Genomic DNA, 24,827 nt, shown 5'->3' with positions numbered 1-24,827 from the left:
TAAGGATGCGCGGATGGAGCGCTCAGCGACGTCGGCCCGATCGTCGGCACGTGCCAGGACAGCGAGCCGGGACGGCCGGCTGTTCGACGGCTACCTCGATCCCACGCGGCCGTACGCCGGCGCCTACGACGAGATGTTCGCGCCGGACCGGACGCCGCGGCAGGCCTACCGGCGGCTGCACGAGTCGCTCGCCCCGGCCGCGCCCGCCGAGCTGGGCGCGCGGGCCGAGGCACTGGACCGGGCGCTGGTCGACCAGGGCATCACGTTCTCTCTGTCCGGCCAGGAGCGGCCGTTCCCGCTCGACCTCATCCCGCGGGTGATCACCGCGTCGGAATGGGCCCGGCTCGAACGCGGCATCGTGCAACGGGTCAAGGCGCTGGAGGCGTTCCTCGCCGACGTCTACGGCGACCAGCAGATCATTCGCGACGGCGTGCTGCCGAAGCGGCTGATCACCTCCTGCGACCACTTCCACCGCCAGGCCGCCCGGCTCACGCCGCCCAACGGGGTGCGGGTGCACGTCGCCGGCATCGATGTCGTGCGCGACGAGGACGGCGTGTTCCGGGTGCTGGAGGACAACCTGCGCAGCCCGTCCGGGGTGTCCTACGTGATGGAGAACCGGCGCACGATGGCCAGGGTGTTCCCGGACCTGTTCGCCAAGCACCGGGTCCGCGCGGTCGGGGACTACGCGGTGCACCTGCTGCGCGCGCTGCGGGCGGCCGCCGCGGCCAATGTCGCGGACCCGAACGTCGTCGTGCTCACCCCGGGCGTGCACAACTCCGCCTACTTCGAGCACTCGCTGCTCGCCCGGCTGATGGGCGTCGAGCTCGTCGAGGGCCGCGACCTGTTCTGCCGGGACAACGCCGTCTACATGCGCACCACCCAGGGCGAGCGGGCGGTCGACGTGGTCTACCGGCGCATCGACGACGAGTTCCTGGACCCCGTGCACTTCAAGCCGGACTCCGTGCTCGGCGTCGCCGGGCTGCTCAACGCCGCCCGCGCGGGCAACGTAGTGATCGCGAACGCGGTCGGCAACGGCGTCGCCGACGACAAGCTCGTCTACACCTACCTGCCGGACATCCTGAAGTACTACCTCGGCGAGTCGCTGCTGCTGCCCAATGTGGACACGTTCCGCTGCTGGCTGCCCGACGAGCAGACCCAGGTGCTCGACCGCCTCGACGAGCTTGTGGTCAAGCCCGTCGAGGGCTCGGGCGGCTACGGCATCGTGTTCGGCCCGTCGGCCAACCAGCGCGAGCTCGCGATGCTGCGCAGGCGGATCCGCAACAACCCGCGCGGCTGGATCGCCCAGCCCGTGGTGCAGCTGTCGACCGTGCCGACGAAGGTGGGGCAGCGGCTCAAGCCCCGGCACGTCGACCTGCGGCCGTTCGCGGTCAACGACGGCAGGTCGGTGTTCGTGCTCCCCGGCGGGCTCACCCGGGTCGCGCTGCCGGAGGGGAGCCTGATCGTGAACTCCTCGCAGGGCGGCGGGTCCAAGGACACCTGGGTGCTCGCCGCCCGGTCGTCCACGGCGGACGCGGAGCTCGCCGGTCCCGGCCTCGCGGGCGGCGCCGGGCAGGGCATGGAGGACATCGCGCCGGAGCGCGGCCCGGAGCTGACCCTGGGCCAGCAGCAACAGCAACAGCAGCAGGGGGTGCTCGATGCTGGCGCGTAACGCCGAGTCGCTGTACTGGATCGGCCGCTACGTCGAGCGGGCCGACGACACCGCGCGGATCCTCGACGTGTCCGTGCACCACCTGCTCGAGGACGCCACCGTCGACCCGGACGCCACCAGCCGCCAGCTGCTCGGCGTCCTCGGCATCACCCCGCCGAAGGGCACCGCGCTGGACGTGCGGCCGCTCACCGACCTGGTGGCGTTCTCCCGCGAGCACGCCGGCTCGATCGTGTCGTCGATCTCCAGCGCCCGGGAGAACGCCAGGGTCGCGCGTGAGGTCGTCTCGACCGAGCTGTGGGAGTGCGTCAACGCGATGTGGAACGCGGTGCCGGAGCGGCAGCGGGCGGCGAAACGCCTCGGGCCGCACGAGTTCTTCTCCTTCGTCGAGGAGCGCGCGGCGATGTTCGCCGGGCTCGCGGACTCCACGATGAGCCGCGACGACGGCTGGCGGTTCCTCGTGCTCGGCCGCTCGGTGGAGCGCGTCGACATGGTCGTGCGCCTGCTGATGTCGCGGGCGGGGGACAAGCCGTCCTCGCCGGGCTGGGTCACCGTGCTCCGCTCGGCCGGCGCCCACGACACCTACCTGCGCACCTACCGCGGCGCGCTGGACTCCGGCCGGGTGGTGCAGTTCCTGTTGCTGGACCGGCTCTTCCCGCGCTCGGTGTTCTACGCGCTGCGCCAGGCCGAGGCCGTGCTGGAGCAGCTGGACCTGCGCCCGACCGCGCGGGTCGGCGCGAAGGGCGAGGCGATCCGGCTGCTCGGCAAGGCCCGCAGCGACCTGGAGTTCCTGCGCGACGACGAGCTGCTCGACGACCTCACCGACCGGCTCGCGGCGCTGCAGAAGACCGTGCGGGACGTGGGCGAAGCCGTTGCGCTGCAGTACTTCCACTCGGTGCCGTGGGTGGCGTGGACGAACGCCGGGGTGTCGTTGTGAGCGGAGCCCGCGGAGCGAACCATCAGACACAGGGCGACCGTGATCGGTGCCCCGGAGCTTGCGAGGGGGCGTCGTGAACTGGCGGATCAGGGTGGTGCACACGACCGGGTACCGCTACGCCGCGCCGGTCACCCAGTCCTACAACGAGGCCCGGCTGACCCCGCGCAGCGACCGGCGGCAGAACCTCGTGGTGAGCCGGGTGGAGACCACGCCGGCGACGCGGTCCTACCGCTACACCGACTACTGGGGCACCGAGGTCACCGCGTTCGACCTGCACGCGCCGCACACCGAGCTGAAGATCGTGTCCTCGTCGGTGGTCGAGACCGGCGAGGTGGCCATGCCGGTGAACGGCGCGGCCTGGACGGACCTGCGCTCGCCGGAGCTCGTCGACCGGTACGCGGAGTTCCTGGAGTGGACCGGCTACGTGCCCAAGAACCGCGAGCTCGGCGCGATCGCCCGCGAGCTGCGCAAGGGCCGCCGCCCCGTGGACGCGGTGCTCGCGGTGTCGGAGTGGGTGCACGACAAGCTCACCTACCAGCGCGGCACCACCGGCGTGCACTCCTCCGCGGTCGACGCGTGGCACGCCCGCGAGGGTGTGTGCCAGGACTACGCGCACCTGACGCTGGCGATGCTGCGGTCCATCGGGATCCCGTGCCGGTACGTGTCGGGATACCTGCACACCAAGCCGAAGGCGACCATCGGCGAGACCGTGCGCGGGGAGAGCCACGCGTGGATCGAGGCCTGGACCGGCGGCTGGTGGGGCTTCGACCCGACCAACGACGTGGAGATCGGGCCGCGGCACATCTGGGTCGCGATCGGCCGGGACTACGCGGACGTGTCGCCGCTCAAGGGCACCTACTCCGGCGGCGCGGCGACCGCGATCGAGGTCTCCGTGGACGTCACGAGACTCGCCTGATACTCCCCGGGGAGTAGTCCCACCCCGACTGGGTACCGCCGCGCGCGTAGCCGAGGTCCAGTCGCCCGTCCGACGTTTTCCGTGCCGTTTCTCGCGACCATGGGTGGCACCGATACCGATGGGAGCGAACGATGAGCGACAGTCCTGCCAGCAAGCGCCGGTTCGGATGGCGCGTCGGGGTGGGCGTGGCGGTGGTCGGCCTCGCGAGCGCCGGAGCGATCGGCATCGCGGCGGCGACGTCCGGGCAGCCCTCCGCCGAGCCCGCGCCGCCCGCCGAGGAGCACGGCGGCCCGCCGTGGTCCGACGGTGACTGGGGTGGCGGCCACTGGGGTGGCGGCGGCCCGTTCGGCGTGTTCGAGGCGTTCGGCGACATGGACATCGCCGACATCTCGCACGCCGAGGTGGTGCTCGCCAAGGAGGGCGGCGGCTCGCAGACCGTCCTCGTCCAGAAGGGCGCGGTGACCTCCGTCGACGGCGGCTCGATCGCGGTGAAGAGCGCCGACGGCTACGCGAAGAGCTACACGGTGAACGCTGAGACCAAGGTCAACGGCGCCGAGAAGATCGACTCGGTGGCCACGGACGAGCAGGTCGTGGTGGTCTCGAAGGACGGCGGCGACAAGCCGGCCGCGACCGTCGTCGTCGACATCACCGATCTGGGCTGGAAGTAACCCCCGTAACCGGACCGCCCCGGGCGACGCACAGGCACCGCGTCGCCCGGGGCTCAGCCCTTGGACGGCGCCATGGACCACGACGAGGTGGCCGAGCGGCGGTTCGACGTGAGCCGCGCGCTGGACAACCGGGTGCGGCTCGCCGTGCTGTGCGCGCTCGCGGCCGGCGACGTGCCGGTGGCCGACCTGGTCGAGCGGATGGGTGGCACGGTGCCGGGTCACCTCACCGTGCTGCGCGCGGCCGGGCTGGTCGACACCGGCTTGGCGGGCCGGGTGCGGCTCGCCTCGCTGCACGTCGTGGCGCTGTTGCGGGCGCTCGACGCGGTCGCGTCGGTCGAGCGTCAGCCCTCGGGGTAGCAGACGAACAGGCGGCAGCCCTCGCCGAGCGACCGGGTCGGCACGTCGTCCACGTGGCTCCACACCATCGTCATGGCCGACTCCGATACATCATTGATCGCTGATGTGCCAGCGGCAACGTATCATCGGGGACTGATGGATGGCAACGAGCTGGACGACCGGCTCCACGACGTGGGTCGCGCCCTGAGCTGCCGGGTGCGGCTGGCCGTGCTGCGCACGCTGGCCACGGGTGCCGCATCGGTCGGCGAGCTGGTGTCGCGCACCGGGGCGAGCCAGCCCAATGTGTCCAACCACCTGGCCGTGCTGCGCTCGGCGGGGCTCGTCGACTCCGGGCGGGAGGGGCGGGTGGTCCGCTACCGGCTCGCCTCGCCCGACGTGGTCGCGCTCGTGACGGCGCTCGGTGCGGTGGCGGCGGCCGGATGAGGTGGACCGACCCGATCGGGTGGCTCGGCGGCGCGTTCTACGACTTCGGCGTCGAGCGGGAGTGGCTCGCCCGCCCCACCGGCTGGGTGCTCTGGGGCACCGACATATCCTTGCTGTACCGCGAGATCCGCGCGCTCGGCGACCTGCCCGACGGCGCCGCGGTGCTCGACGTGCCGTGCGGCGGCGGGGTCGTGCTGCGCGGGATGCGTCCGGGTGTCCGGTACGTCGCCGCGGACCTCTCGCCCGCGATGCTCGGCCGGACCCGCAGGCGGGCGGCGCGGCTCGGGCGGCGGATCGAGACCGTCGAGGCGGACATCACCCGCCTTCCCCTCACCGACGCGGAGTTCGACGTCTGCGTGTGCTTCAACGGCCTGCACTGCCTGCCCGACCCGGCCGCGGCCGTCGGCGAGCTGGCCCGCTGCCTGAAGCCGGGCGGCCGGCTCGTCGGCGACGCCATCGTCGTGCGGGCCGGGCTGCGCCAGGACGTCGCGATCTCGCTGTTCCGGCGGGCCGGGCTGTTCGGGGCCGGCGGCACGGCCGCCGACCTCCGAACCTGGCTCGAGGAGGCCGGCCTGCGGGTCGACCGCCTCGAGGTCTCGGGCGCGGTCGCGCACTTCGCCGCCACCCGGTGAGCCGTCACCGGCCGCTCGGGCGGATGTTCTGGTTCAGGTGGAACACGTTGTCCGGGTCGTAGCGGTCCTTGACCGCGGTCAGCTTCGCGAGCTTGGCCGGCGGGTAGGCCCGCCGCACGCCCTCGGCACCCTCGTCGCTCAGCGCGTTGACGTACACGCCGCTGGCGTGCGGCGCGAGCGTGGCCGCGGCCTGCCGGGACGCCGCCATCCGCGCGTCGTCCTCGCCCGGGTCGGTCCACCGGGTGCCGGTGCCCCACTCGAATAGGGTGCCCCGGTGGCTGAACGCGGCGTCCTCGTCCGGGACCTCGTCGATCGCGCCGCCGTAGGCCTGCAGGCCGGCGTTCGGCAGGTACGCGCCGTGCCCGTTCCCGGTGCCACGCAACAGGAACGCCTCGATCGCCTCGTCCGGGAACGAGCGCAGGTAGTGGCCCTTGGCGTAGCGGCGGTACGTGTGGCCCTGCACCGAGTCCTCGCGGGTCTGGAGCTCCACATAGGACGGCTCGGTGACCCGCTCGGCCACCGGGCGGCCCAGCGCGCGCAGCGCCGGCAGGTACGCCCGGCCCGCCGCGGGGTCGCCGACCCAGACGAACCCGAGCGTCGTGAGCCCGTCGCGGCCGACCGACGCGGTGGACGTCGCCTGCCGCGGCGCCTCGGCGTTGAGGTCGCGCCACGCCCTCAGCGCGGCGAAGGCCCGGTCGAGGGGGAAGTCGTACGCCGCGACCAGGGTGCGGGTGCCGGTGTCGTGCAGCCGGAACTCGAACCCGGTGACGATGCCGAAGTTCCCGCCGCCGCCGCGCAGGCCCCAGAACAGGTCCGGGTGCTCGTCGCGGCTGGCCCGTACGACCTCGCCGCTCGCGGTGACGACCTGGTAGGACTCGACGTTGTCGCAGGCCAGCCCGTACTGGCGGGCGAGCCAGCCCATACCGCCGCCGAGAGTGAGGCCGCCGACGCCGGTGTGTGAGACGTTGCCCGCGGTGGTCGCGAGGCCGTGCGCCTGGGACGCCCGGTCCAGCGCGCCGAGCAGGGCGCCGCCTCGCACGTGTGCCCGCCGCCGGGTCGGGTCCACCGCGACGTCGCTCAGCGGGGTCAGGTCGATCATCAGCCCGCCGTCCGGCACGGCGTGGCCGACGCCGCTGTGCCCGCCGCAGCGGACGCCGATCTCGAGGTCCAGCTCGCGCGCGGTGCGCACGGCGGTGACCACGTCGGTCACGCTCGCGCAGCGCACGATCATCCGCGGCCGCCGGTCCACCATCGCGTTCCAGACCGCGCGGGCCTGGTCGTAGCCGCCGTCGCCCGGCAGTAGGAGTCGTCCGTCGAGGTTCATCGCCGCTGGTTTCGTCGTTGTGGTCATGGAAGAACGGTGACAGGAATCGGTCCATGGATTAAGGTCCGATTCCATGACCGTCGCCAGTACCAATTCGCCGGTCGCCGCGCTGCTGGTCGAGCTGCGGCGGGACGGCGGCGAACCGCTGCACCGGCAGATCGAGACGGCCGTCCGGGACGGCATCCGCGCCGGGAGGCTGCGGCAGGGCAGCGCGATGCCGCCGACCCGGGCGATCGCCGCGGACCTCGGGGTGTCGCGCGGTGTGGTGGTCGAGGCCTACCAGCAGCTGGTCGCCGAGGGGTACCTGACGAGCCGGACCGGCGGCTACACCCAGGTCGCGATGGGCGCCGAGGCCGCCGCCGCACCCGCCCCGCCCGTCCGGCGTAAGCCACGGATCGACTTCGGCTACGGGCGGGCCGACGTGACGCACTTCCCCCGTGCGGCCTGGCTGAGGTCGATCCGGACGGTGCTCACCGACGCGCCGAGCGAGCGGTTCGGCTACCTGTCCGGGCACGGGATGCCGGAGCTGCGGGAGGCGCTGGCGGAGTACCTGAACCGGGTGCGCGGGACGTCGGCCCGGCCGGAGAACGTGGTGATCTGCAACGGGTACGCGCAGGGAAGCGCGCTGCTGATCCAGGTGCTGGCGGCGGCCGGGGCGCGGCGGCTGGCGGTGGAGGACCCGTCGTCGGGCGACGACGCGCGTCCGGTCGCCGAGGGGCTGGGGCTCGAGGTGGTCGGTGTGCCGGTGGACGCGGACGGCATCCAGGCGGCCGCGTTGGAGCGTTCCGGCGCGGACGCGGTGATCCTCACGCCGTCGCACCAGTGGCCGACCGGCGGCGTGCTGACCGCGCGGTCACGGGTGGCGGTGCTGCGCTGGGCGCGGCGGTCCGGCGCCCTGGTGATCGAGGACGACTACGACGCGGAGTACCGCTACGACCGGACGCCGATCGGCGCGATCCAGGGGCTGGCGCCGGACCTGGTCGCGTACGCGGGGTCGGCGAGCAAGACGCTCGCGCCGGGCCTGCGGATCGGGTGGCTGGTGGTGCCGGCGCACCTGTCCGCCGCGGTGGCCGCGGCGAAGGTCGCGGCGGACCGCGGCTCGCCGGCGATCGACCAGCTGGCGTTCGCGGACTTCGTGCGCCGCGGCGAGTTCGACCGCCACCTGCGCAGGATGCGTCCGCTCTACCGCCGCCGGCGTGACGCCCTGCTGTTCGCGTTGGACCGGAAGCTTCCCGACTTCGAGGCCACCGGTCGGGCGGCGGGGCAGCACCTGGTGGCGTGGCTGCCGCCGGACCTTTCGGAAGCGGCCGTGACGGCCGCGGCGGCCCGGTACGACGTCGGCGTGTACGGGGTCTCGCCGTACCGGCTGTCGTCGGCGGGCCGCGGCGGGTTGATCTTCGGCTACGCGTCGCTGAGCGAACGGACCATCGTGGAGGGGGTCGACCTGCTGGCCACGGCGGTGGCGGAGCTGCGTGGCTGACGGGTGGCAGCTTCGGGCCACCCGGCGACGGCGCGTCGAGCGCGGACCGGCTCGCCACCTTCGCCGCCCACTACTCCCCCGAGCAGCTGCAGACCGAGCTGCTGTCGGCCACCCCGTGCGACCCCGGCGCCGACTGCGAGCTGGTCGGGGCGGCCAGGCAGGCGGCCCGGGACTTCGCCGGGTCCGGCGGGGAGATCTTCCAGCGCTCCGTCCTGGTGAAGCACGAGGACGGCTCGCTCGAGCTGATCACCCTGTACGTGGCACACAGGGCCGACAAGTCGGCCGAGCTGATCGACGCCACCGGCGCCACCTACGCCGGCGGCCTGGACGACTTCCGGGAGAACAACGACCTGCTCGGCTCCGACGACCTGATCCTCGCGCCGCGGGAGATCACCGCCGTGCCGGGCGAGGGCGCGATCGTCACGGTCTCCGGGCACACCGCGGCGACCTGGTACTGGTGGCTCATCGGCGTGGTCGCGGTGGTGCTGGTGCTTGGCACCGGGCTCGTCGCCGTCCGGCGCGTGCGCTCCCGGGCCGCACCGGCGGCGGGTGACCTGCCCGCCGCCGGTACCGCCGACTCAGACCTGGACCGGCCGCCTGCGGCGGACGACCAGTACCGTGGCCTGACACGTTCCTCGCGGGCAAGTGCCACCTCGACCATCGCAAGCGGGGTGGGACGGCGAGGTCGCCACTACCGAACGTCTTCATAGGCGCACATGCTGCGATCAGCAGGCTGAGGCTGCTCACCCGGGACGCGGCCCGGTATCGCACCTACTTCCCCACCGTGGACGTGCTCACACGGGCGCGATCGGGGCGCATGGGACGATGTGTCGTATCCATATGACACCGCGAGGAACCTGAGTGACTACGTTCGCCGACACGACGTTCACAGATCCTGAGCTGATCAGGAACTTCTGCATCATCGCGCACATCGACCACGGCAAGTCCACCCTGGCCGACCGCATGCTGCAGCTCACCGGCGTGGTCGAGGGACGGGCCATGCGTGCTCAGTACCTCGACCGGATGGACATCGAGCGCGAGCGCGGCATCACGATCAAGGCGCAGAACGTCCGGCTGCCCTGGCAGGTCGGCGGGCAGAACCACGTGCTGCACATGATCGACACCCCCGGCCACGTGGACTTCACCTACGAGGTGTCCCGTGCGCTGGAGGCCTGCGAGGGCGCCGTCCTGCTGGTCGACGCCGCGCAGGGGATCGAGGCGCAGACGCTCGCGAACCTGTACCTCGCGATGGAGAACGACCTCACGATCATCCCGGTGCTCAACAAGATCGACCTGCCGGCCGCCGACCCGGACAAGTACGCCGCCGAGCTCGCGCACATCGTCGGCTGCGAGCCGTCCGACGTGATGCGGGTGTCGGCCAAGACCGGCAAGGGCGTGCGTGAGCTGCTGAACGAGATCGTCCGCCTGGTGCCGGCACCGACCGGGCGGGACGACGTCGCACCGCGGGCGATGATCTTCGACTCGGTGTACGACACCTACCGCGGCGTGGTCACCTACATCCGGGTGGTGGACGGCAAGATCACCCCACGGCAGCGGATCAAGATGATGTCCACCGGCGCCACCCACGAGCTGCTCGAGGTCGGCATCATCTCGCCGGAGCCCAAGCCGAGCGCCGGCCTGGGCGTCGGCGAGGTCGGCTACCTGATCACCGGTGTGAAGGACGTGCGCCAGTCCAAGGTCGGCGACACGGTCACCAGCGAGCGGCGCGGCGCCACGGAACCCCTTGCCGGCTACCGCGAGCCGCGCCCGATGGTCTACTCGGGACTGTTCCCGGTGGACGGTTCGGACTACGCGGATCTCCGTGAGGCGCTGGACAAGCTGCGGCTCAACGACGCCGCGCTCAGCTACGAGCCGGAGACGTCGGCGGCGCTCGGCTTCGGCTTCCGGTGCGGCTTCCTGGGTCTGCTGCACCTCGAGATCGTGCGCGAGCGGCTGGAGCGCGAGGCCGGCCTGGACCTGATCTCCACCGCGCCCAACGTCGTCTACCGGGTCGAGCTGGACAGCAACGACGGGTCTGGCGGCGAGGTGACCGTCACCAACCCGTCGGACTGGCCGGAAGGCAAGGTCGGCGAGGTGTTCGAGCCGGTGGTCAAGTGCACGGTGATCGCGCCGAGCGACTACATCGGCGCGATCATGGAGCTGTGCCAGAGCCGGCGCGGCGTGCTCGGCGGCATGGACTACCTGTCCACCGACCGGGTGGAGCTTCGCTACACCATGCCGCTCGGTGAGATCATCTTCGACTTCTTCGACACGCTGAAGTCGCGCACCCGCGGCTACGCGTCGCTGGACTACGAGCCAGCGGGCGAGCTGTCCGCGGACCTGGTCAAGGTCGACATCCTGCTGCAGGGCGAGCCGGTGGACGCGTTCTCCGCGATCGTGCACCGCGAGTCCGCGTACGGCTACGGCACCAAGATGGCCGCGAAGCTGCGCACCCTGATCCCGCGCCAGCAGTTCGAGGTCCCGATCCAGGCGGCCATCGGCGCCCGGGTGATCGCCCGCGAGACCGTGCGCGCGATGCGCAAGGACGTGCTCGCGAAGTGCTACGGCGGTGACATCACCCGCAAGCGCAAGCTGCTGGAGAAGCAGAAGGAAGGCAAGAAGCGGATGAAGATGGTGGGCCGGGTCGAGGTGCCGCAAGAGGCCTTCGTCGCAGCGCTCTCCACCGACGAGACTCCGGACAAGACCAAGGCGAAGAAGTAGCCCCCTTCGCTACGGCTCGTGACTGACCTTCCGTGAATTGTCGGTTACCCATGGTTGAGTTGGCTCTCGACAGAAAGGGGGGCACCATGGGGGCCATGACAGCGGAAGCCGGTTCGGTTCGGCTCGCCCACGGACGCCCGTTCACCGTGGACGACCTGGAGGCGATGCCGGATGACGGCAACCGGTACGAGCTCCTCGACGGGATGCTCATCGTGAGTCCGGCACCTGGGCGGCGCCATCAGAAGGTCGCCTATCGCCTCTACAACGTGCTCGAACAGGCATGCCCGGACGAGTTCGACGTGCTGGGCGCGCCCTTTTCGGTACGTCCGTCACGGACCACCGAGCTGCAGCCGGATGTACTGGTCGGCCGCGACGAGGACTTCACCGACAAGCTCCTCCCAGTCGCGCCGGTGCTGGCGGTCGAGATCTTCTCACCGAGCAGCGTGCTCAACGACCTCAACAACAAGAAGGCCGCCTATCAGCGGCTCGGCGTGCTGAGCTACTGGGCGATCGATCCCGAGGATCCGACCCTCACCGTGTTCGAGCTCGATGACGCGGGCGTCTACCAGCAGGTGGCGGAGGTCAAGGGGGCCGACGCGTTCGAGGCGACGCGGCCGTTCCCCGTGCGGGTCGTGCCGGTGGAGCTGCTGGGCAAGCTAGCCGGGAAATAGCCAGCCCACCAAGCCACAGCCGTGTCGTCCGGTGGCGTCGCCGTATCGTCGTCTGGCGTGGTCGTGTCGTCCTGTGGCGTGGCTGTGTCGTCGTCTGGCGTCGTCGTCCGGCCGGGTTGGATGAGCGTGGCGTCACCACCTGCTGTGATCGCCACGGGTCGGCATGGCGCCGCCAGACGACGACACGGCGCCGCCACGGGTCGGCACGGCGCCGCCACGGGTCGGCATGGCGATGTCACGGGGTGACACGGCTACGCCACAGGGCGACGCGGGCGACGGGTGGCTGCGGGGCGTTCTCATTCGTCCAAGCGGTGGCCGGGCGGGACCGTCTAAGGTGCCGAGGCATGGCGGACGACCTTGTGCCCGACCCGCTGCCGCGCCTGCGGGCGCTGTGCCTCGCGCTCCCGGAGGTCACCGAGAAGCTGAGCCACGGCGAGCCGACCTGGTTCATCCGCAAGACGTTCGTCATGTACGCCAACCACCACCACGACGACCGGCTCGGGTTCTGGTGCGCGGCGCCGCCGGGGGTCCAGGAGGAGCTCGTCGGCGAGGAGCCCGAGCGGTTCTTCCGCCCGCCGTACGTTGGCCACCGCGGCTGGCTCGGCGTGTACCTCGACGTGCCGGTCGACTGGACCGAGATCGCCGAGATCGTGCAGGACGCCTACCGCGCGGTGGCGCCCAGGAAGCTCGTCGCTCAGCTCGGGGAGTGACCGTTGAGCTGCCGCAACGCCGCCTCGTACTTCACCCGCAGCCGCTCCTGGGTCGGCGCGTCGAGGCGGCCCATGCGGTCCTCGGACATGTTGTCCGCGATGTCCGCCCGCTTCACCACCAGCGCGATCGGGTTGGCCATCACCCGCGTCAGGTAGTCGGCCTGCGGCTCGTCGGGACGCTTGCTGATGGCCGCGACGGCGTCGAGCACCTCGGGCGGGCAGCCGACGGCGGTGAGGTCGTCGAGCGTCACGCCGGTGTCCTCGACCACGTCGTGCAGCACGGCGGTCATCCGTTCGTGATCGCCTCTGACCTGCCCCATCACGCGCAGTGGGTGCGCGATGTATGGCCGGCCCGACTTGTCCAGCTGCCCCTCGTGGGCACGGCGGGCGAGCTGGATTGCGTCATCGAGCGTGAACGTACGCGGCATGGGACCTCATCGAGTGAAGACGATCTTGCCGGCGGTCTCGCCGGCAAGCATCTGGCCGAACCCGTCGGCCGCATCGGTCATCGGCAGCTCGCTCCCGATCTGCGGCCGGATGCCGGTCAGCGCGCAGAACTTCAGCAGGCCGGCCAGCTCGTCCCGGGTACCCATCATCGAGCCGACCACCCGGATCTGCAGGAAGAACAGCCGCTGCAGGTCGGCGCTCGGGTCCGGGCCGCTGGTGGAACCGGACACCACGATCGTGCCGCCCGGTCGGACCGACTTCATGGAATGCGCCCAGGTGGCCTTGCCGACGGTCTCGAACACGGCGTCGACCCGCTCGGGCAGCCGCGCGCCGGACTCGAACGTCGCGTGCGCGCCGAGCCGCGACGCGAGCGCCCGCTTCTCCTCGGTCCGCCCGGTGACCCACACCCGCATGCCGGCCGCCTTGCCCAGCGCGACCAGCGCGGTCGACACACCGCCGGACGCGCCCTGTACGAGCATCGTCTGACCTGGTCGCAGGCTCGACTTCGCGAACAGCATCCGGTACGCGGTGAGCCAGGCGGTCCCCATGCACGCGGCCTCGCTGAACGACAGCCCGGTCGGCTTGGGCAGCACGTTGCGCGCCGGCACGATCACCGAGTCGGCGAACGTGCCCTGGTGTTTCTCGGTGAGCAGGGTGCGCCTCGGGTCGAGCGTCTCGTCACCGTAGGCCGACGCGTCGCCGACGACGCCGTGCAGGACGACCTCGGACCCGGCATCCGGGCCACTGGCCAGCACGCCGGCGCCGTCGCATCCCAGGATCATCGGGAACTGCTCGGACTTGATGCCGACGCCGCGCAGTGTCCACAGGTCGTGCATGTTCAGGCTCGCGGCACGCACGGTCACCGCCACCCAGCCGGCCGGCGTCTCGGGATCTGGTCGCTCGCCCACCCGCAGCGCCTCGAGCGGCTTGTCGGGGTTGGGCTCGGCGGCGTACACGGCGAACATGCTTCGCAACTTACCTACGTTCCCCATCCGGCGGACCGGCGGAGTGGCGTAGGTCTACTCTCGAAGTCATGCTGTCGGACTGGTGGAACGGCGTCGAGCTGTGGGTGAGCGGCCTGGCGTTCCCCCTGCAGTTCGCGCTCGTGATCACCGTGCTGGCACCGATATGCCTGGTCGTCGCGTGGCTGATCGACCGGATCGTCGACCACGCGGCGGCCCTGTTCGGTCCGTCGGGCGGCGATGAGCGTCCGCTCGGCACCGACTCGGTCGCGGAGACGGCCGAGGAGGCCGAGCCCGACCCGAATGTCGACGCCACGCCCGACGCCAGGACCGACGCCGACGCCAGGACCGACGCCGACATCGAGGCCGGCGCCGACACGGAGGTCGCCGCGGCGCCACCGGCCCGCGGCGAGCGGGTGCCCGCCGAATCCAGCGGCCGATGAGTTCCTAGGCTGAGCGGGTGGGTTCGTCACGTCGTATCACGGTCGCCCTCGTCGGGCTCGTCGTGCTCGTGCTCGCCGGCTGGTTCGTCCGCGACGTCACGAGCGGGGACGACACCGCGGCGGTGCCCGGCGCCGACTCGGGGCTGCCGGTCCGCGCGCTGTCCGACCTGCCGGACGAGGCGGACGGCACCTGGCGGCTGATCGAGCGGGGCGGCCCGTACCCGCACGAGCAGGACGGCGCGACCTTCGGCAACCGCGAGCGGCTGCTGCCCACGGAGAAGACCGGGTACTACCACGAGTACACGGTGGAGACCCCGGGCAGCGACGACCGCGGCCAGCGCCGGATGGTCACCGGTTCGGACGGCGAGCTGTACTACACCGAGGACCACTACACGTCGTTCGTCGTCGTGGACCCGCAGCGGTGAGCGGCGTGCGGCACGAGGTCGACGGCACGGGTGTCCGCGGCAAGGTGGAGGCGCTCGACGCGATCGCGGCGGCGATGTCCTTCCCGGACTGGTTCGGCCGCAACCTCGACGCGCTGTACGACAGTCTTCGTGACCTGTCCTGGCTGCCCGCGGGCGAGCACGTGCTGGTGTGGTCGGCACCCGAGGTGCTCCAGGCCGCGGACCCGCGTGCCTACCAGACGATCGTCGACGTCCTGCGCGACGCGAGCGAGCCGGGCCGGTTCACCTTCGAGCTCAGCCCTCGCTGACCGGCACCCACGTGGGCGCCCGCTTCTGTGCGAACGCCGCGATGCCCTCCTGGCCCTCCGCGCCGGCGAAGAACCCCGCGGAGAGCTCGAGCATGTCGGCGAAGTCGTCGGCCAGGTCGGCGGAGCGGGCCCGGCGCAGCATCTCCTTGGTGGCCGCGAGCGCGGTCGGGCCGCCGAGCGCGAGCATGCCGGTGTAGCGGTTCACCTCGGCGTCGAGCTGGTCGGCCGGCACCGCCGCGTTGAGCAGCCCGATCGCGACGGCCCGCTCGGCGGTGAACTTCTCGCCGGTGAGGAACAGCTCGTGCGCCGCGCGGGGGAGCAGCCGGGGCAGCACGGTCACCGAGATGACCGCGGGCACGAGGCCGAGCCGGACCTCGGTGAACGCGAACGTGGCGTCGGTGACCGCGACCGCGATGTCGGCGGCCGCGACCATGCCGACGCCACCCGCGCGGGCCGGGCCGGCGAGCTTGGCGACGACCGGCTTCTCACTGGTCCAGATCCGGGTGAGGATCTCGGGGAACTCGTTGACGCCGTCGGTGCTGGAGCCGGCGCCGCCGGCCTCCTTGAGGTCCATGCCCGCGCAGAACACCGGGCCGGTGTGGTCGAGCACGATCACCCGGACCGCGTCGTCGCCGGCAGCGGTGGCCAGGTGGTCGCGCAGCTCGCGGCGAAGCTGCGCGGACAGCGCGTTGCGGTTGTGCGGGGAGTCCAGCGTGATCGTCGCGACGCCGTTGTCTGTTGACACGTAGTGCACCAGCTCAGCCATGCCAGCGACCCTAACGGGTCTTGACCTGGAGCTTGCTCCAGCACGTACGTTGGCCCGCATGCGCTACCGCACACTTGGTGGGACCGGGATCGAGGTAAGCGTCCACTGCTTGGGCGCCATGATGTTCGGCTCGGTCGGCAACCCCGACCACGACGACTGCGTCCGGATCATCCACACCGCGCTCGACGCGGGCATCAACTTCGTCGACACGGCCGACATGTACTCCGCGGGCGAGTCCGAGGAGATCGTCGGCAAGGCTCTCGAGGGTCGCCGCGACGACGTCGTGCTCGCGACCAAGGTCCACTTCCCGATCGGCGACGGGCCGAACCTCGGCGGCAACTCGCGCCGCTGGATCGTCCGCGAGGTCGAGGAGAGCCTGCGCCGGCTGCGCACCGACCGGATCGACCTCTACCAGATCCACCGGCCGGACCACACGACCGACATCGAGGAGACCCTGTCGGTGCTGACCGACCTGGTGCGGCAGGGGAAGATCCGCGCGTTCGGCCACTCGACGTTCCCGCCCGAGGACATCGTCGAGGCCCACCACGTGTCGCTGAACCGTGGCCTCTACCGGTTCCGCACCGAGCAGCCGCCGTACTCGCTGCTGGCCAGGGGGATCGAGCGCGGCGTGCTGCCGACCTGCCAGCGGCTGGGCATGGGCGTGCTGGTGTGGAGCCCGCTCGCGTCCGGGTTCCTGTCCGGCAAGGTTCGCCGCGGCCAACCGGTCGACCTCACGAGCGGTCGGGCCGGGCTGACCCCGGGCCGCTTCGACGAGTCGATCCCCGGCAACGCCGCCAAGTTCGACGCGCTGGAGCAGCTCGTCGAGCTGGCGTCGGACATCGGCGCCACGCTGCCCGAGCTCGCGGTCGCGTTCAGCGCGACGCACCCCGGGGTCACGTCGGTGATCGTCGGCCCGCGCACGATGGACCACCTGGAGGCGACGCTGAAGGGCGCCGGCCTGACCCTCGACGACGCCACGCTGGACCGCATCGACGAGATCGTCCCGCCGGGCACCGACCTCTACCGCGCGGACGGCGCCTCGCTGCCACCCTCGCTGGCAGAGCCGACCCGGCGCCGCCGCCCGGTGGCCGAGCGCGCGGCCGGCTAGGCGCGCGGCTGGTCGCGGTGGATCGGCACGTGGTCGTACTCGTCCGGCGCGTCCCACCCGTAGGTCTCCTGGTCGGGGCCTCCTGTCGGCCGCCGCCCCCCGGGTATCCAGTCTACGGGCCGGTGCCGACAGTTCCGGGCGTCGTCGGTGGTGGTCTGTGGACAGGCGGTGGGGTCGGGCACGTTGTCCACAGAGGATTCGGGTCAGCCTGGAGCGTCGGTGGTCGCCGGTAGAGTTGGTACCGGGGGCCGGCGGCCGACGCAGGCAACGCAACGGCACTCCCCACGCCGTTGTGGGGAGTGCCGTTCGCGCCCGGTCAGGTCAGCCGATGGTCGTCGACGTCAGTACCGGGTTGGGGTTGGGGAAGCACGCCGTCGGCGCCGAGATGTCACCGAGGAACGTCGACACGACGGCGGTGAAGGTGAGGCCGGCGTCGTCGTAGCTCGAGCCGTACAGCGTCGAGTCGACCGTGCCGGACGTGCCCGCGGTCAGGTGCGCGGTCACGGTCGGCAGCTCGAAGGTCGCGCCGCCGGCGATCGGACCGGCGAAGGTCACGGTCACGATCCCGCCGTCCTCCGACCAAGCCGGCGGGGTCGGACCGAGGCCGGAGCCGCCGGTCAGGTCGACACCGGTGAGCGTCGCGTTGGACGGCACCGGCACCTTCAGGGCGAACGTGTGGACCTCCTTGACGTCGTAGCCGGCGGCCTCGGCCGGCACCTGGTTGGGACCGGGGTCGACCACGACGTCCAGCGCCCCACCGGGCGCCACCGTGGCCGGCGCGGTCGCGTCGACGGCTTGGTTCAAGGTCAGGTTCTCGGCGCCGAGCGGGGTGTCGGCCTGGCAGTCGTAGACGATGTCGAACGCGGCCGCGGACGCCGGTGGCGCCATGGCGACCGCCAGCGCGGCGGCAGCGAGCATGCCGGTACCCGCGCGGAGCAGGGCAGACTTCATTGTCCTCACCTCAAGTTTGCTTGCAGGGCAAGAGGTTCCGGAACCAGTAACGCCGCGGCCCTTCTGTTCCTACTCCCGAGTAGCATCACCGTCAAGCATTCACGTTTGCCGGGTGGGGACATTTGGTTGCTTTCCCACGAACGGCCGAACGGACTAACGCCACGTGACCGTTCAGGCGTAACGAACACCCGAGTGGACCACCGCCGCGTCGGCGTAGCGGTCCAGCACGAGCGACGCGAGCTCCGGCGAGTGCCCGAGCGGGTCGGCCACGATCGCCGCCGGGTCGCCGGCCCTGGCCAGCGACGTGATCCGGTCCGGGAGCCGTCCGGGTGCCAGGAACCACGACGCCACCGCGAGCCGCCGCGCGCCGCGGGCGCGCAGCAGTGCCGCTGCGGCCGGCACGTCCGGCCGCGCGGCGCTCGCGAACGCGGCCACCGCACCCGCCCAGCCGAGCGACCGCGCCCACTCACCGGCCACAGTGGACACTGCCGCGTTGGCCGGCGCGTGCGATGACCCCGCCCCGGCGAGGATAACGCCGAGGTCCGGGTCACCCACCCGCGCGCCGGCCGCGACCAGCCGGCGCAACGCCAGTGCGGGCAGCCGGGGGTCCGGGCCGAGCACGCCGGACACCGAGACCGAGAGCCTGGGCAGCCGAGCGGTCGCATCGGCGACCATCGACGGCAGGTCGACCCGCGCGTGGAAAGCGTTGCCCAGCAACAAGGGCACCACCACCACGTCCCGGTGACCGGCGCCGTGCAGCGCGGTCAGCACGTCCGGCAGCCGGGGCGCGGACAGGTCCAGGAACGCGGTGCGCACGTCCAGCGCCGGCTCCACCGCACGGACCACGTCCACCAGCGCGGACACCGTGGCGGCGCTGCGCGGGTCCCGGCTGCCGTGCGCGACGACGACGAGTGGTGGCGCCATCAACGCTCCAGCAACGGAAGCGGTGCGCCGACGAGCCCCGCGGCGAGTGTCGTCCCGTCACCAGGGTCGATCACCAGGAACGCGCCGGTGCGGCCGTGCGTGCGGTAGTCGTCGACCGGGACCGGCTCCGCCGTGCGCAGGGTGACCTGGCCGATCTCGTTGAGCTCCAACGACTCCGGGGCGTCCGTCGTCGACAGCTTCTGCTCGTCGAACCGGGTGCGCAGCTCGCCCACGATCGCCTGGACCGTGCGGGCGCCGTGCTTCACCAGCACCCGGGCACCCGCGCGCAGCGGCTTGTCGGCGAGCCAGGCCAGCGTCGCGTCCAGCTCGTCGGTGATCACCGGCGGGTCGGCCGCGCCGGCCACCAGGTCGCCGCGGGAGACGTCGATGTCGTCGGCCAGCAGCAGCGTCACCGACCGGCCCGCGGTGGCCTCGGACAGCGAGCCGTCCGGGGTGTCGATCCGCTCGACCCGCGTGCGCACGCCGGCCGGCAGCACCACGACCTCGTCACCCGGCCGCACGCTGCCCGCGGCGATCTGGCCCGCATAGCCGCGGTAGTCCGGGTGCTCGTCGGTGCGCGGCCGGATCACGTACTGCACGGGGAAGCGCAGCGGCCCCTCGTGCGGGTCCGGCTCGACCGGCACGGTCTCCAGGTGCTCGAGCAGCGTAGGCCCGGCGTACCACGGGGTGTTCGCCGAGGAGTCCACCACGTTGTCGCCGCGCAGCGCCGACACGGGGATCGTCAGCACCGAGCCGGTCGGGTAGCCGAGCGCGGCCGCGTGCGTGGCGAACTCCTTGGCGATCACCTCGAACGTCTCCTGGTCGTAGTTCACCAGGTCGATCTTGTTGACCGCCAGCACCAGCCGCGGCACGGCCAGCAGCGCGAGCACCGCGGCGTGCCGGCGGGTCTGTTCGACGACGCCCTTGCGCGCGTCCACGAGGAGGACCGCGAGCTGCGCGGTGGACGCGCCGGTGACCGTGTTGCGGGTGTACTGCACGTGCCCCGGGGTGTCGGCCAGCACGAAGGTCCGCGTGGGCGTGGCGAAGTAGCGGTACGCCACGTCGATGGTGATGCCTTGCTCGCGCTCGGAGCGCAACCCGTCCACGAGGAGTGACAAGTCCGGTGTGGACAGGCCCTTGTCGACGCTCGCGCGGTGCACGGCGTCGAGCTGGTCGGCGAGCACCGACTTGGTGTCGTACAGCAGCCGTCCGACCAATGTGGACTTGCCGTCGTCGACCGAGCCGGCGGTCGCCAACCGCAGAAGGTCCGACATCAGAAGTAGCCCACGCGCTTGCGGTCCTCCATGGCGGCCTCGGACAGCCGGTCGTCCGCGCGGGTGGCGCCGCGCTCGGTGAGTCTGCTCGCCCCGACCTCGGCGATCACCTCGGCCAGCGTGGTCGCGGTGGACTCCACCGCGCCGGTGCATGAGCCGTCGCCGACGGTGCGGTAGCGGATCGTCTTGCGCAGCAAGGACTCGCCGTCCCTCGGCCCGCCCCACGGACCCTCGGTGAGCCACATCCCGTCCCGGGAGTACACGTCCCGCTCGTGCGCGTAGTAGATCGACGGCAGGTCGATGTCCTCGCGCGCGATGTAGCGCCACACGTCCAGCTCGGTCCAGTTCGACAGCGGGAACACCCGCACGTGCTCGCCGGGGCGGTGCCGGCCGTTGTAGAGGTTCCACAGCTCCGGGCGCTGCCGGCGCGGCTCCCACTGGCCGAACGCGTTGCGCAGGCTGAAGATCCGCTCCTTGGCCCTGGCCCGCTCCTCGTCCCGGCGGCCGCCGCCGAACACGGCGTCGAACTTGTGCTCGGTGATCGTGTCGAGCAGCGGCACGGTCTGCAGCGGGTTGCGGGTGCCGTCGCCGCGTTCGGTCAGCCGGCCGTCGTCGATCCAGTCCTGCACGTGCGCGACCACCAGCCGCAGCCCGTACCGCTCGACCATCCGGTCGCGGAACTCGATGACCTCGCCGAAGTTGTGCCCGGTGTCCACGTGCAGCAGCGGGAACGGCACCGGTGCGGGCCAGAACGCCTTCACCGCGAGGTGCAGCAGCAGGGTGGAGTCCTTGCCGCCGGAGAACAGGATCACCGGCCGGTCGAACTCGCCGGCCACCTCGCGCATGATGTGCACGGCCTCGGACTCGAGGCGGCCCAGCGCGTCCAGGGGTGCGGGGGTGCGGACGGGCTCGTCGATGGTGGCGGTCATCCGTGCAACCCACATTCGGTCTTGGCGAGGCCGGCCCACCGGCCGCTGCGCGGGTCGGCGCCCGGCAGCGGCTTCGCGGTGCACGGCGCACAGCCGATCGACAGGTAACCCTCACTCACCAACGGGTTCTCCAGGATCCCGTTGGCCTCGATGTAGCCGGTGAGCTCCTCGTCGGACCACGGCGCGATCGGGTTGACCTTCACCAGCCCGTTGCGCTCGTCCCACTGGACGATCGGGGTGTCGGCCCGGGTCGGCGCGTCCACCCGGCGCACGCCGGTGACCCAGGCCTCGTAGCGCGAGAGCGTGCGCCGCAGCGGCACCACCTTGCGCAGGTGGCAGCAGCGGTCCGGGGCGGTCTTGTTCAGCAGCCCGAACTCCGCCTCCTGCTCGGCCACCGACTGCTCGGCCGCCGCGTCGACGATCCGGATCCGCGGGTAGGTCAACGCGACCGCGTCACGGGTGCCGATGGTCTCGGCGAAGTGGTAGCCGGTCTCCAGGAACAGAACGTCCACATCGGACCTCGCGCGCACGGCGAGGTCGATCAGCACGGCGTCCTGCATGTTGGACGCCACGATCCAGGAGTCGCCGAACGTCTCGGCGGTCCAGGCAAGGGCCTCGGCCGCGCTCGCGTCGGCGAGCTCCGCGGACGCGCGCTCGGCGAGCGACTCGAGGCCGGTTCGGGTGGTGGTGGTCACTGGGTTGCCTCCGCGTGCTCGGATGCCTGCAGGTCGAGGCCGACGAACTTGACGGTGAACACGCGCCGGCAGCCGGTACACAGCCAGGCGGCGTGCGGCTCCTCCCGCGGGCGAAGGTCCTCGTCGCCGCAGTAGGGGCAGTAGAAGGGCGTCGCGCGCTCGGTCATGGCAGCCTCCGCGGCGGGAAGTACGTCGGCCGGGTCACTTCAGGTCACCCTCGTCCGCGCGGCCGACCCACTGGGCGAACCGCTCGTCCGGCTCGCGCTGGACGACGAAGTTGCGCACCACGCGCTCGACGTAGCCGGTCAGCTGGTCGGCGGTGACCTTGTGCCCGCGGAGCTTGCGGCCGAACCCGGCGTCCAGGCCGAGCCCACCGCCCAGGTGCACCTGGAAACCCTCCACCTGGTTGCCCTCCGCGTCGGTGACGATCTGGCCCTTGAGCCCGATGTCCGCGGTCTGGATCCGGGCGCAGGAGTTGGGGCAGCCGTTGATGTGCACGCTGATCGGTGCGGTGATCTCGCCGGTGATGTCGGCGAGCCGCTCCTCCAGGGCGGACACCAGCTCGACCGCGCGGGCCTTGGTCTCGACGATCGCGAGCTTGCAGAACTCGAGGCCGGTGCAGGCCATCACGCCGCGCCGCCACGGCGACGGGTCGGTGTGCAGCCCCAGCCTCGTCAGCTCCGCCCGCAGACCGTCCACCTCGGACTTCGGCACGTCGAGCACGATCAGCTTCTGCAGCGGGGTGAACCGGACCCGGCCGGACCCGACCCGCTCGGCCGCCTTCGCGACGGCGACGAGTGCCGAACCGGACACCCGCCCGGCGATCGGCGCGGCGCCGACGTAGAACTTGCCGTCCCGCTGCGGGTGGACGCCGACGTGGTCGTGCTGCCGGTCCGGCACCTCGGGCGCCGGGCCGTCGAGCAGCGGGCGCCCGAGGTACTCGGTCTCCAGCACCTCGCGGAACCTCGCCGCGCCCCAGTCCTTGACCAGGAACTTGATCCGCGCGCGGTGGCGCAGCCTGCGGTAGCCGTAGTCGCGGAAGATGCTGATGACGCCCGCCCACACGTCGGCCACCTCGTCGCTCGGCACCCAGGTGCCGAGCCGCTGGCCGATCATCGGGTTCGTGGACAGCCCGCCGCCGACCCACAGGTCGAAGCCGGGGCCGTGCTCGGGGTGGTCGACGCCCACGAACGCGACGTCGTGCACCTCGTGGGCCACGTCCGGCAGCCCGGAGACGGCCGTCTTGAACTTGCGCGGCAGGTTCGCGAACGACGGGTCGCCGACGTAGCGGCGCCTGATCTCCTCGATCGCGGGGGTGCCGTCGATGACCTCGTCGGTGGCGATGCCGGCGACCGGCGAGCCGAGGATCACCCGCGGGCTGTCGCCGCAGGCCTCCATCGTGGTGAGGCCGGCGCCCTCGAGCTTCGCCCAGATCGTCGGCATGTCCTCGACGCGGATCCAGTGGTACTGGATGTTCTGCCGGTCGGTGATGTCCGCGGTGTCCCGAGCGTAGGTCTGCGAGATCTCGCCGATGACCGCGAGCTGCTCGGTGGTGACCGCGCCGCCGTCGATGCGGATGCGGAGCATGAAGTACTCGTCGTCGAGCTCCTCCGGCTCGAGCGTGGCGGTGCGCCCGCCGTCGATGCCGGGCTTGCGCTGGGTGTAGAGGCCGAACCAGCGGAAGCGGCCGCGCAGGTCGGCCGGGTCGATGCCGGCGAAGCCCGTGTGCGCGTAGATGTTCTCGATGCGGTCGCGGACGTTGAGCGGGTTGTCGTCCTTCTTGCTCCGCTCGTTGGGGTTGAGGGGCTCGCGGTAGCCGAGCGCCCATTGCCCCTCACCGCGCCGTGCGTGGGCCCGCTTGCCGGCCGCGGCAGGGGCCGTGCGCGGTGTGGTGGGAGATGACACCCGTCAGTCCTCCGAGGTTCTTGGCTTCGGCGCGCGCCGGTGAACCCCGAGAAACACGGAAGTCGGCCGGCGCACCCGGCGCCGGCTGGATGATCAACGCACGCGGCGGCGGGTTACCCGAACCGTCGGCACATCGCGCTGGAGACGCGCACGAAATCCACGTGGCGCCGGGCCACGAGGAGGACTTCGGTCGCGGTGAGCATGTGATTCAGCGTGCCACGTGTCCACCTACTGGTCCACCGCGATCCGCATGCTGGGACGCGGTGACGGGAGTCATGCGGCGCTGTAGCGTGCGGCGCATCGCCTCGGCGCCACGTTCCATGAGCTCGCCGACCTGTGGCGCCCGGTCGTCGGGCAGCACGTCGACCACCCACACCAGCCGGCAGCGTTCGCCGTCCGGGTGAACTTCGGCGGAGCCGTTGTAATGGTCGAACCCGTCGAGGATCGCGTACGCGAGACGGCGGTGCTCCTCGTCGACGCCGACGAGCCGCTCACGCGCCGTCATGCCGTTGAAAAACGTGATCACCCGATCGCTGCCGTCGAGCTCGGCGTCGACGACGAAGCCGCGGACGAGCCGTTCGTGCAACGCGCCGAAGTCGCGGAGGGCGGCCCACACGTCGTCGGGGTGGGCGTCGAGGTCGATGTCCTGTCGCAGTGATGCCATGGGGACAGCCTCGCCGCCCGCGGCCGGCCCGTCTTGAACATCCTTGCTCGCGGCCGACCTTGTCGGACCCCCGGCGTAGCGTCCCGGCCGTGCTCACCTCCGTCGGCCTCGCCGCCCGACCGGGCCTCTCGGTCTGGGGCGTGCGCTGTGCGGACGACCACACCGGGTGGTCGGCGCCCGAGGTGCGCGAGGACTACCGGCTGGTCCTCGTGCGGCGGGGCAGGTTCCGCCGGCACACGGGCGTGGCGGTCGACCTCGAGCCCGCCGTCGGCTACCTCGGCGCGCCGGGCGAGGAGGAGCGGTTCGCCCATCCGGCGGGCGGGGACGAGTGCACCTCGGTCACCCTGTCGCCCGCCCTCGGCGCCCGGCTGGCCGGCGGGTCGCGGCCGGCGGTGTACGTCGACGCGCGGGTGGAGCTGGCCCACCGCCGGGTGCTCGCCGCCGGCGCGGACATCGACTACGCACTGGTCGAGGCGATGCTCGGGCTGCTCGCGCTGGCCACGGCCGGCGCGCCGGCGCCGGGACGCACGCCGGCCCGCCCC

Annotated in this window: 29 protein-coding genes and 1 pseudogene; 17 read left to right on the top strand and 13 right to left on the bottom strand. The window is 72.0% G+C overall.

Annotated features, from left to right (window positions below; all coding sequences use genetic code 11):
* The first annotated feature begins 13 nt into the window (after positions 1-13).
* The 7 genes from GEV28_RS13100 (at position 14) to GEV28_RS13070 (ending at position 5,599) form a co-directional block, all read left to right on the top strand.
* The gene (locus GEV28_RS13100; protein ID WP_291412080.1) at positions 14-1,669 is read left to right on the top strand and encodes a circularly permuted type 2 ATP-grasp protein; all 1,656 of its coding nucleotides are present in this window, start codon (positions 14-16) and stop codon (positions 1,667-1,669) included.
* On the top strand, positions 1,656-2,603 hold the full coding sequence (locus tag GEV28_RS13095) for an alpha-E domain-containing protein (RefSeq protein ID WP_291412078.1): 948 nt from the start codon (positions 1,656-1,658) through the stop codon (positions 2,601-2,603). The genes GEV28_RS13100 and GEV28_RS13095 overlap by 14 nt, the downstream gene beginning before the upstream one ends.
* Positions 2,604-2,676: 73 nt before the next feature.
* On the top strand, positions 2,677-3,519 hold the full coding sequence (locus tag GEV28_RS13090) for a transglutaminase family protein (RefSeq protein WP_291412077.1): 843 nt from the start codon (positions 2,677-2,679) through the stop codon (positions 3,517-3,519).
* 131 nt (positions 3,520-3,650) lie between these two features.
* Entirely contained in the window at positions 3,651-4,187 is a 537-nt protein-coding gene (locus GEV28_RS13085) for a hypothetical protein (RefSeq protein ID WP_291412075.1), read from the top strand.
* Between the two features lie 72 nt (positions 4,188-4,259).
* Positions 4,260-4,544 (top strand): hypothetical protein, encoded by a 285-nt coding sequence (locus GEV28_RS13080; protein ID WP_291412073.1) that lies wholly within the window; start codon positions 4,260-4,262, stop codon positions 4,542-4,544.
* 135 nt (positions 4,545-4,679) lie between these two features.
* Entirely contained in the window at positions 4,680-4,967 is a 288-nt protein-coding gene (locus tag GEV28_RS13075) for a helix-turn-helix transcriptional regulator (RefSeq protein WP_291412071.1), read from the top strand.
* A complete protein-coding gene (locus tag GEV28_RS13070) occupies positions 4,964-5,599 on the top strand; it encodes a class I SAM-dependent methyltransferase (RefSeq protein ID WP_291412069.1) in 636 nt (211 codons plus the stop codon). Before GEV28_RS13075 ends, GEV28_RS13070 begins: the two co-directional genes overlap by 4 nt.
* A gap of 4 nt (positions 5,600-5,603) precedes the next feature.
* Here GEV28_RS13070 and GEV28_RS13065 read toward each other — a convergent pair whose 3' ends face one another.
* Positions 5,604-6,950: an FAD-binding oxidoreductase gene (locus tag GEV28_RS13065; protein ID WP_291412067.1), complete on the bottom strand. Its 1,347-nt coding sequence runs from the start codon at positions 6,948-6,950 to the stop codon at positions 5,604-5,606.
* Positions 6,951-6,996: 46 nt separating this feature from the next.
* Here GEV28_RS13065 and GEV28_RS13060 point away from each other — a divergent pair, with 46 nt between their 5' ends.
* From GEV28_RS13060 to GEV28_RS13040, 5 genes are all read left to right on the top strand, one after another.
* Positions 6,997-8,403, top strand: a complete 1,407-nt coding sequence (locus tag GEV28_RS13060; RefSeq protein WP_291412065.1) for a PLP-dependent aminotransferase family protein — start codon at positions 6,997-6,999, stop codon at positions 8,401-8,403.
* 215 nt (positions 8,404-8,618) lie between these two features.
* On the top strand, positions 8,619-9,113 hold the full coding sequence (locus GEV28_RS13055) for a hypothetical protein (protein ID WP_291412064.1): 495 nt from the start codon (positions 8,619-8,621) through the stop codon (positions 9,111-9,113).
* A 151-nt stretch (positions 9,114-9,264) separates the two neighbouring features.
* Complete coding sequence (gene lepA / locus GEV28_RS13050; protein ID WP_291412062.1) at positions 9,265-11,124, top strand: translation elongation factor 4; 1,860 nt, start codon at positions 9,265-9,267, stop codon at positions 11,122-11,124.
* Positions 11,125-11,219: 95 nt separating this feature from the next.
* Positions 11,220-11,795, top strand: coding sequence for a Uma2 family endonuclease (locus GEV28_RS13045; RefSeq protein WP_291412060.1), 576 nt, complete (start codon positions 11,220-11,222; stop codon positions 11,793-11,795).
* A gap of 344 nt (positions 11,796-12,139) precedes the next feature.
* Positions 12,140-12,505, top strand: coding sequence for an MmcQ/YjbR family DNA-binding protein (locus GEV28_RS13040; protein WP_291412058.1), 366 nt, complete (start codon positions 12,140-12,142; stop codon positions 12,503-12,505).
* On the opposite strand, the gene GEV28_RS13035 is transcribed toward GEV28_RS13040, so the two are convergent.
* Complete coding sequence (locus tag GEV28_RS13035) at positions 12,490-12,933, bottom strand: HD domain-containing protein (protein WP_291412056.1); 444 nt, start codon at positions 12,931-12,933, stop codon at positions 12,490-12,492. The genes GEV28_RS13040 and GEV28_RS13035 overlap by 16 nt on opposite strands.
* A gap of 6 nt (positions 12,934-12,939) precedes the next feature.
* Positions 12,940-13,917: a zinc-binding dehydrogenase gene (locus GEV28_RS13030; protein ID WP_291412054.1), complete on the bottom strand. Its 978-nt coding sequence runs from the start codon at positions 13,915-13,917 to the stop codon at positions 12,940-12,942.
* A 68-nt stretch (positions 13,918-13,985) separates the two neighbouring features.
* On the opposite strand from GEV28_RS13030, the gene GEV28_RS13025 reads away from it, so the two are divergent.
* The 3 genes from GEV28_RS13025 to GEV28_RS13015 are packed head-to-tail and all read left to right on the top strand — an operon-like array spanning position 13,986 to position 15,069.
* Positions 13,986-14,357: a hypothetical protein gene (locus GEV28_RS13025; RefSeq protein WP_291412052.1), complete on the top strand. Its 372-nt coding sequence runs from the start codon at positions 13,986-13,988 to the stop codon at positions 14,355-14,357.
* Between the two features lie 17 nt (positions 14,358-14,374).
* The gene (locus tag GEV28_RS13020) at positions 14,375-14,782 is read left to right on the top strand and encodes a ribonuclease domain-containing protein (protein ID WP_291412051.1); all 408 of its coding nucleotides are present in this window, start codon (positions 14,375-14,377) and stop codon (positions 14,780-14,782) included.
* A gap of 5 nt (positions 14,783-14,787) precedes the next feature.
* Positions 14,788-15,069, top strand: coding sequence for a barstar family protein (locus tag GEV28_RS13015; protein ID WP_367115097.1), 282 nt, complete (start codon positions 14,788-14,790; stop codon positions 15,067-15,069).
* Here GEV28_RS13015 and GEV28_RS13010 read toward each other — a convergent pair.
* The gene (locus GEV28_RS13010; RefSeq protein WP_291412047.1) at positions 15,056-15,835 is read right to left on the bottom strand and encodes an enoyl-CoA hydratase-related protein; all 780 of its coding nucleotides are present in this window, start codon (positions 15,833-15,835) and stop codon (positions 15,056-15,058) included. The two genes, GEV28_RS13015 and GEV28_RS13010, sit on opposite strands and share 14 nt — an antisense overlap.
* A 58-nt stretch (positions 15,836-15,893) precedes the next feature.
* On the opposite strand from GEV28_RS13010, the gene GEV28_RS13005 reads away from it, so the two are divergent.
* Positions 15,894-16,943: an aldo/keto reductase gene (locus tag GEV28_RS13005; protein ID WP_291412045.1), complete on the top strand. Its 1,050-nt coding sequence runs from the start codon at positions 15,894-15,896 to the stop codon at positions 16,941-16,943.
* A gap of 321 nt (positions 16,944-17,264) precedes the next feature.
* Here GEV28_RS13005 and GEV28_RS13000 read toward each other — a convergent pair whose 3' ends face one another.
* The 9 genes from GEV28_RS13000 to GEV28_RS12965 all read right to left on the bottom strand — a co-directional run bounded on the left by GEV28_RS13000 (position 17,265) and on the right by GEV28_RS12965 (position 24,285).
* Positions 17,265-17,894: a cyclase gene (locus tag GEV28_RS13000; RefSeq protein WP_291412042.1), complete on the bottom strand. Its 630-nt coding sequence runs from the start codon at positions 17,892-17,894 to the stop codon at positions 17,265-17,267.
* A 171-nt stretch (positions 17,895-18,065) separates the two neighbouring features.
* Positions 18,066-18,818, bottom strand: coding sequence for a sirohydrochlorin chelatase (locus GEV28_RS12995; protein WP_291412040.1), 753 nt, complete (start codon positions 18,816-18,818; stop codon positions 18,066-18,068).
* Positions 18,818-20,092, bottom strand: a complete 1,275-nt coding sequence (locus GEV28_RS12990; protein ID WP_291412038.1) for a GTP-binding protein — start codon at positions 20,090-20,092, stop codon at positions 18,818-18,820. The genes GEV28_RS12995 and GEV28_RS12990 overlap by 1 nt, the downstream gene beginning before the upstream one ends.
* Positions 20,092-21,021: a sulfate adenylyltransferase subunit CysD gene (gene cysD, locus GEV28_RS12985; protein ID WP_291412036.1), complete on the bottom strand. Its 930-nt coding sequence runs from the start codon at positions 21,019-21,021 to the stop codon at positions 20,092-20,094. Before cysD ends, GEV28_RS12990 begins: the two co-directional genes overlap by 1 nt.
* Positions 21,018-21,716 (bottom strand): phosphoadenylyl-sulfate reductase, encoded by a 699-nt coding sequence (locus tag GEV28_RS12980; RefSeq protein WP_291412034.1) that lies wholly within the window; start codon positions 21,714-21,716, stop codon positions 21,018-21,020. Before GEV28_RS12980 ends, cysD begins: the two co-directional genes overlap by 4 nt.
* On the bottom strand, positions 21,713-21,883 hold the full coding sequence (locus GEV28_RS12975) for an Insertion element protein (protein WP_291412032.1): 171 nt from the start codon (positions 21,881-21,883) through the stop codon (positions 21,713-21,715). The genes GEV28_RS12980 and GEV28_RS12975 overlap by 4 nt, the downstream gene beginning before the upstream one ends.
* Before the next feature lie 34 nt (positions 21,884-21,917).
* Positions 21,918-23,621, bottom strand: coding sequence for a nitrite/sulfite reductase (locus GEV28_RS12970; protein WP_291412030.1), 1,704 nt, complete (start codon positions 23,619-23,621; stop codon positions 21,918-21,920).
* A 113-nt stretch (positions 23,622-23,734) separates the two neighbouring features.
* Positions 23,735-23,824 carry a putative leader peptide gene (locus GEV28_RS42280; RefSeq protein ID WP_367115096.1) on the bottom strand — a complete coding sequence of 30 codons (90 nt, stop codon included), beginning with the start codon at positions 23,822-23,824 and terminating at the stop codon, positions 23,735-23,737.
* 5 nt (positions 23,825-23,829) lie between these two features.
* Positions 23,830-24,285, bottom strand: coding sequence for an SRPBCC family protein (locus tag GEV28_RS12965; RefSeq protein WP_291412028.1), 456 nt, complete (start codon positions 24,283-24,285; stop codon positions 23,830-23,832).
* Positions 24,286-24,374: 89 nt separating this feature from the next.
* Here GEV28_RS12965 and GEV28_RS12960 point away from each other — a divergent pair.
* Positions 24,375-24,827: pseudogene (locus GEV28_RS12960) on the top strand (AraC family transcriptional regulator); the annotation flags it as partial.

Origin of the sequence: Actinophytocola sp. (assembly GCF_009379765.1) — a bacterium.
Classification (GTDB): Bacteria; Actinomycetota; Actinomycetes; order Mycobacteriales; family Pseudonocardiaceae; genus Actinophytocola.
Note: the sequence above shows the minus strand (reverse complement) of the source record. Positions and strands in the feature narration are given on the sequence as shown.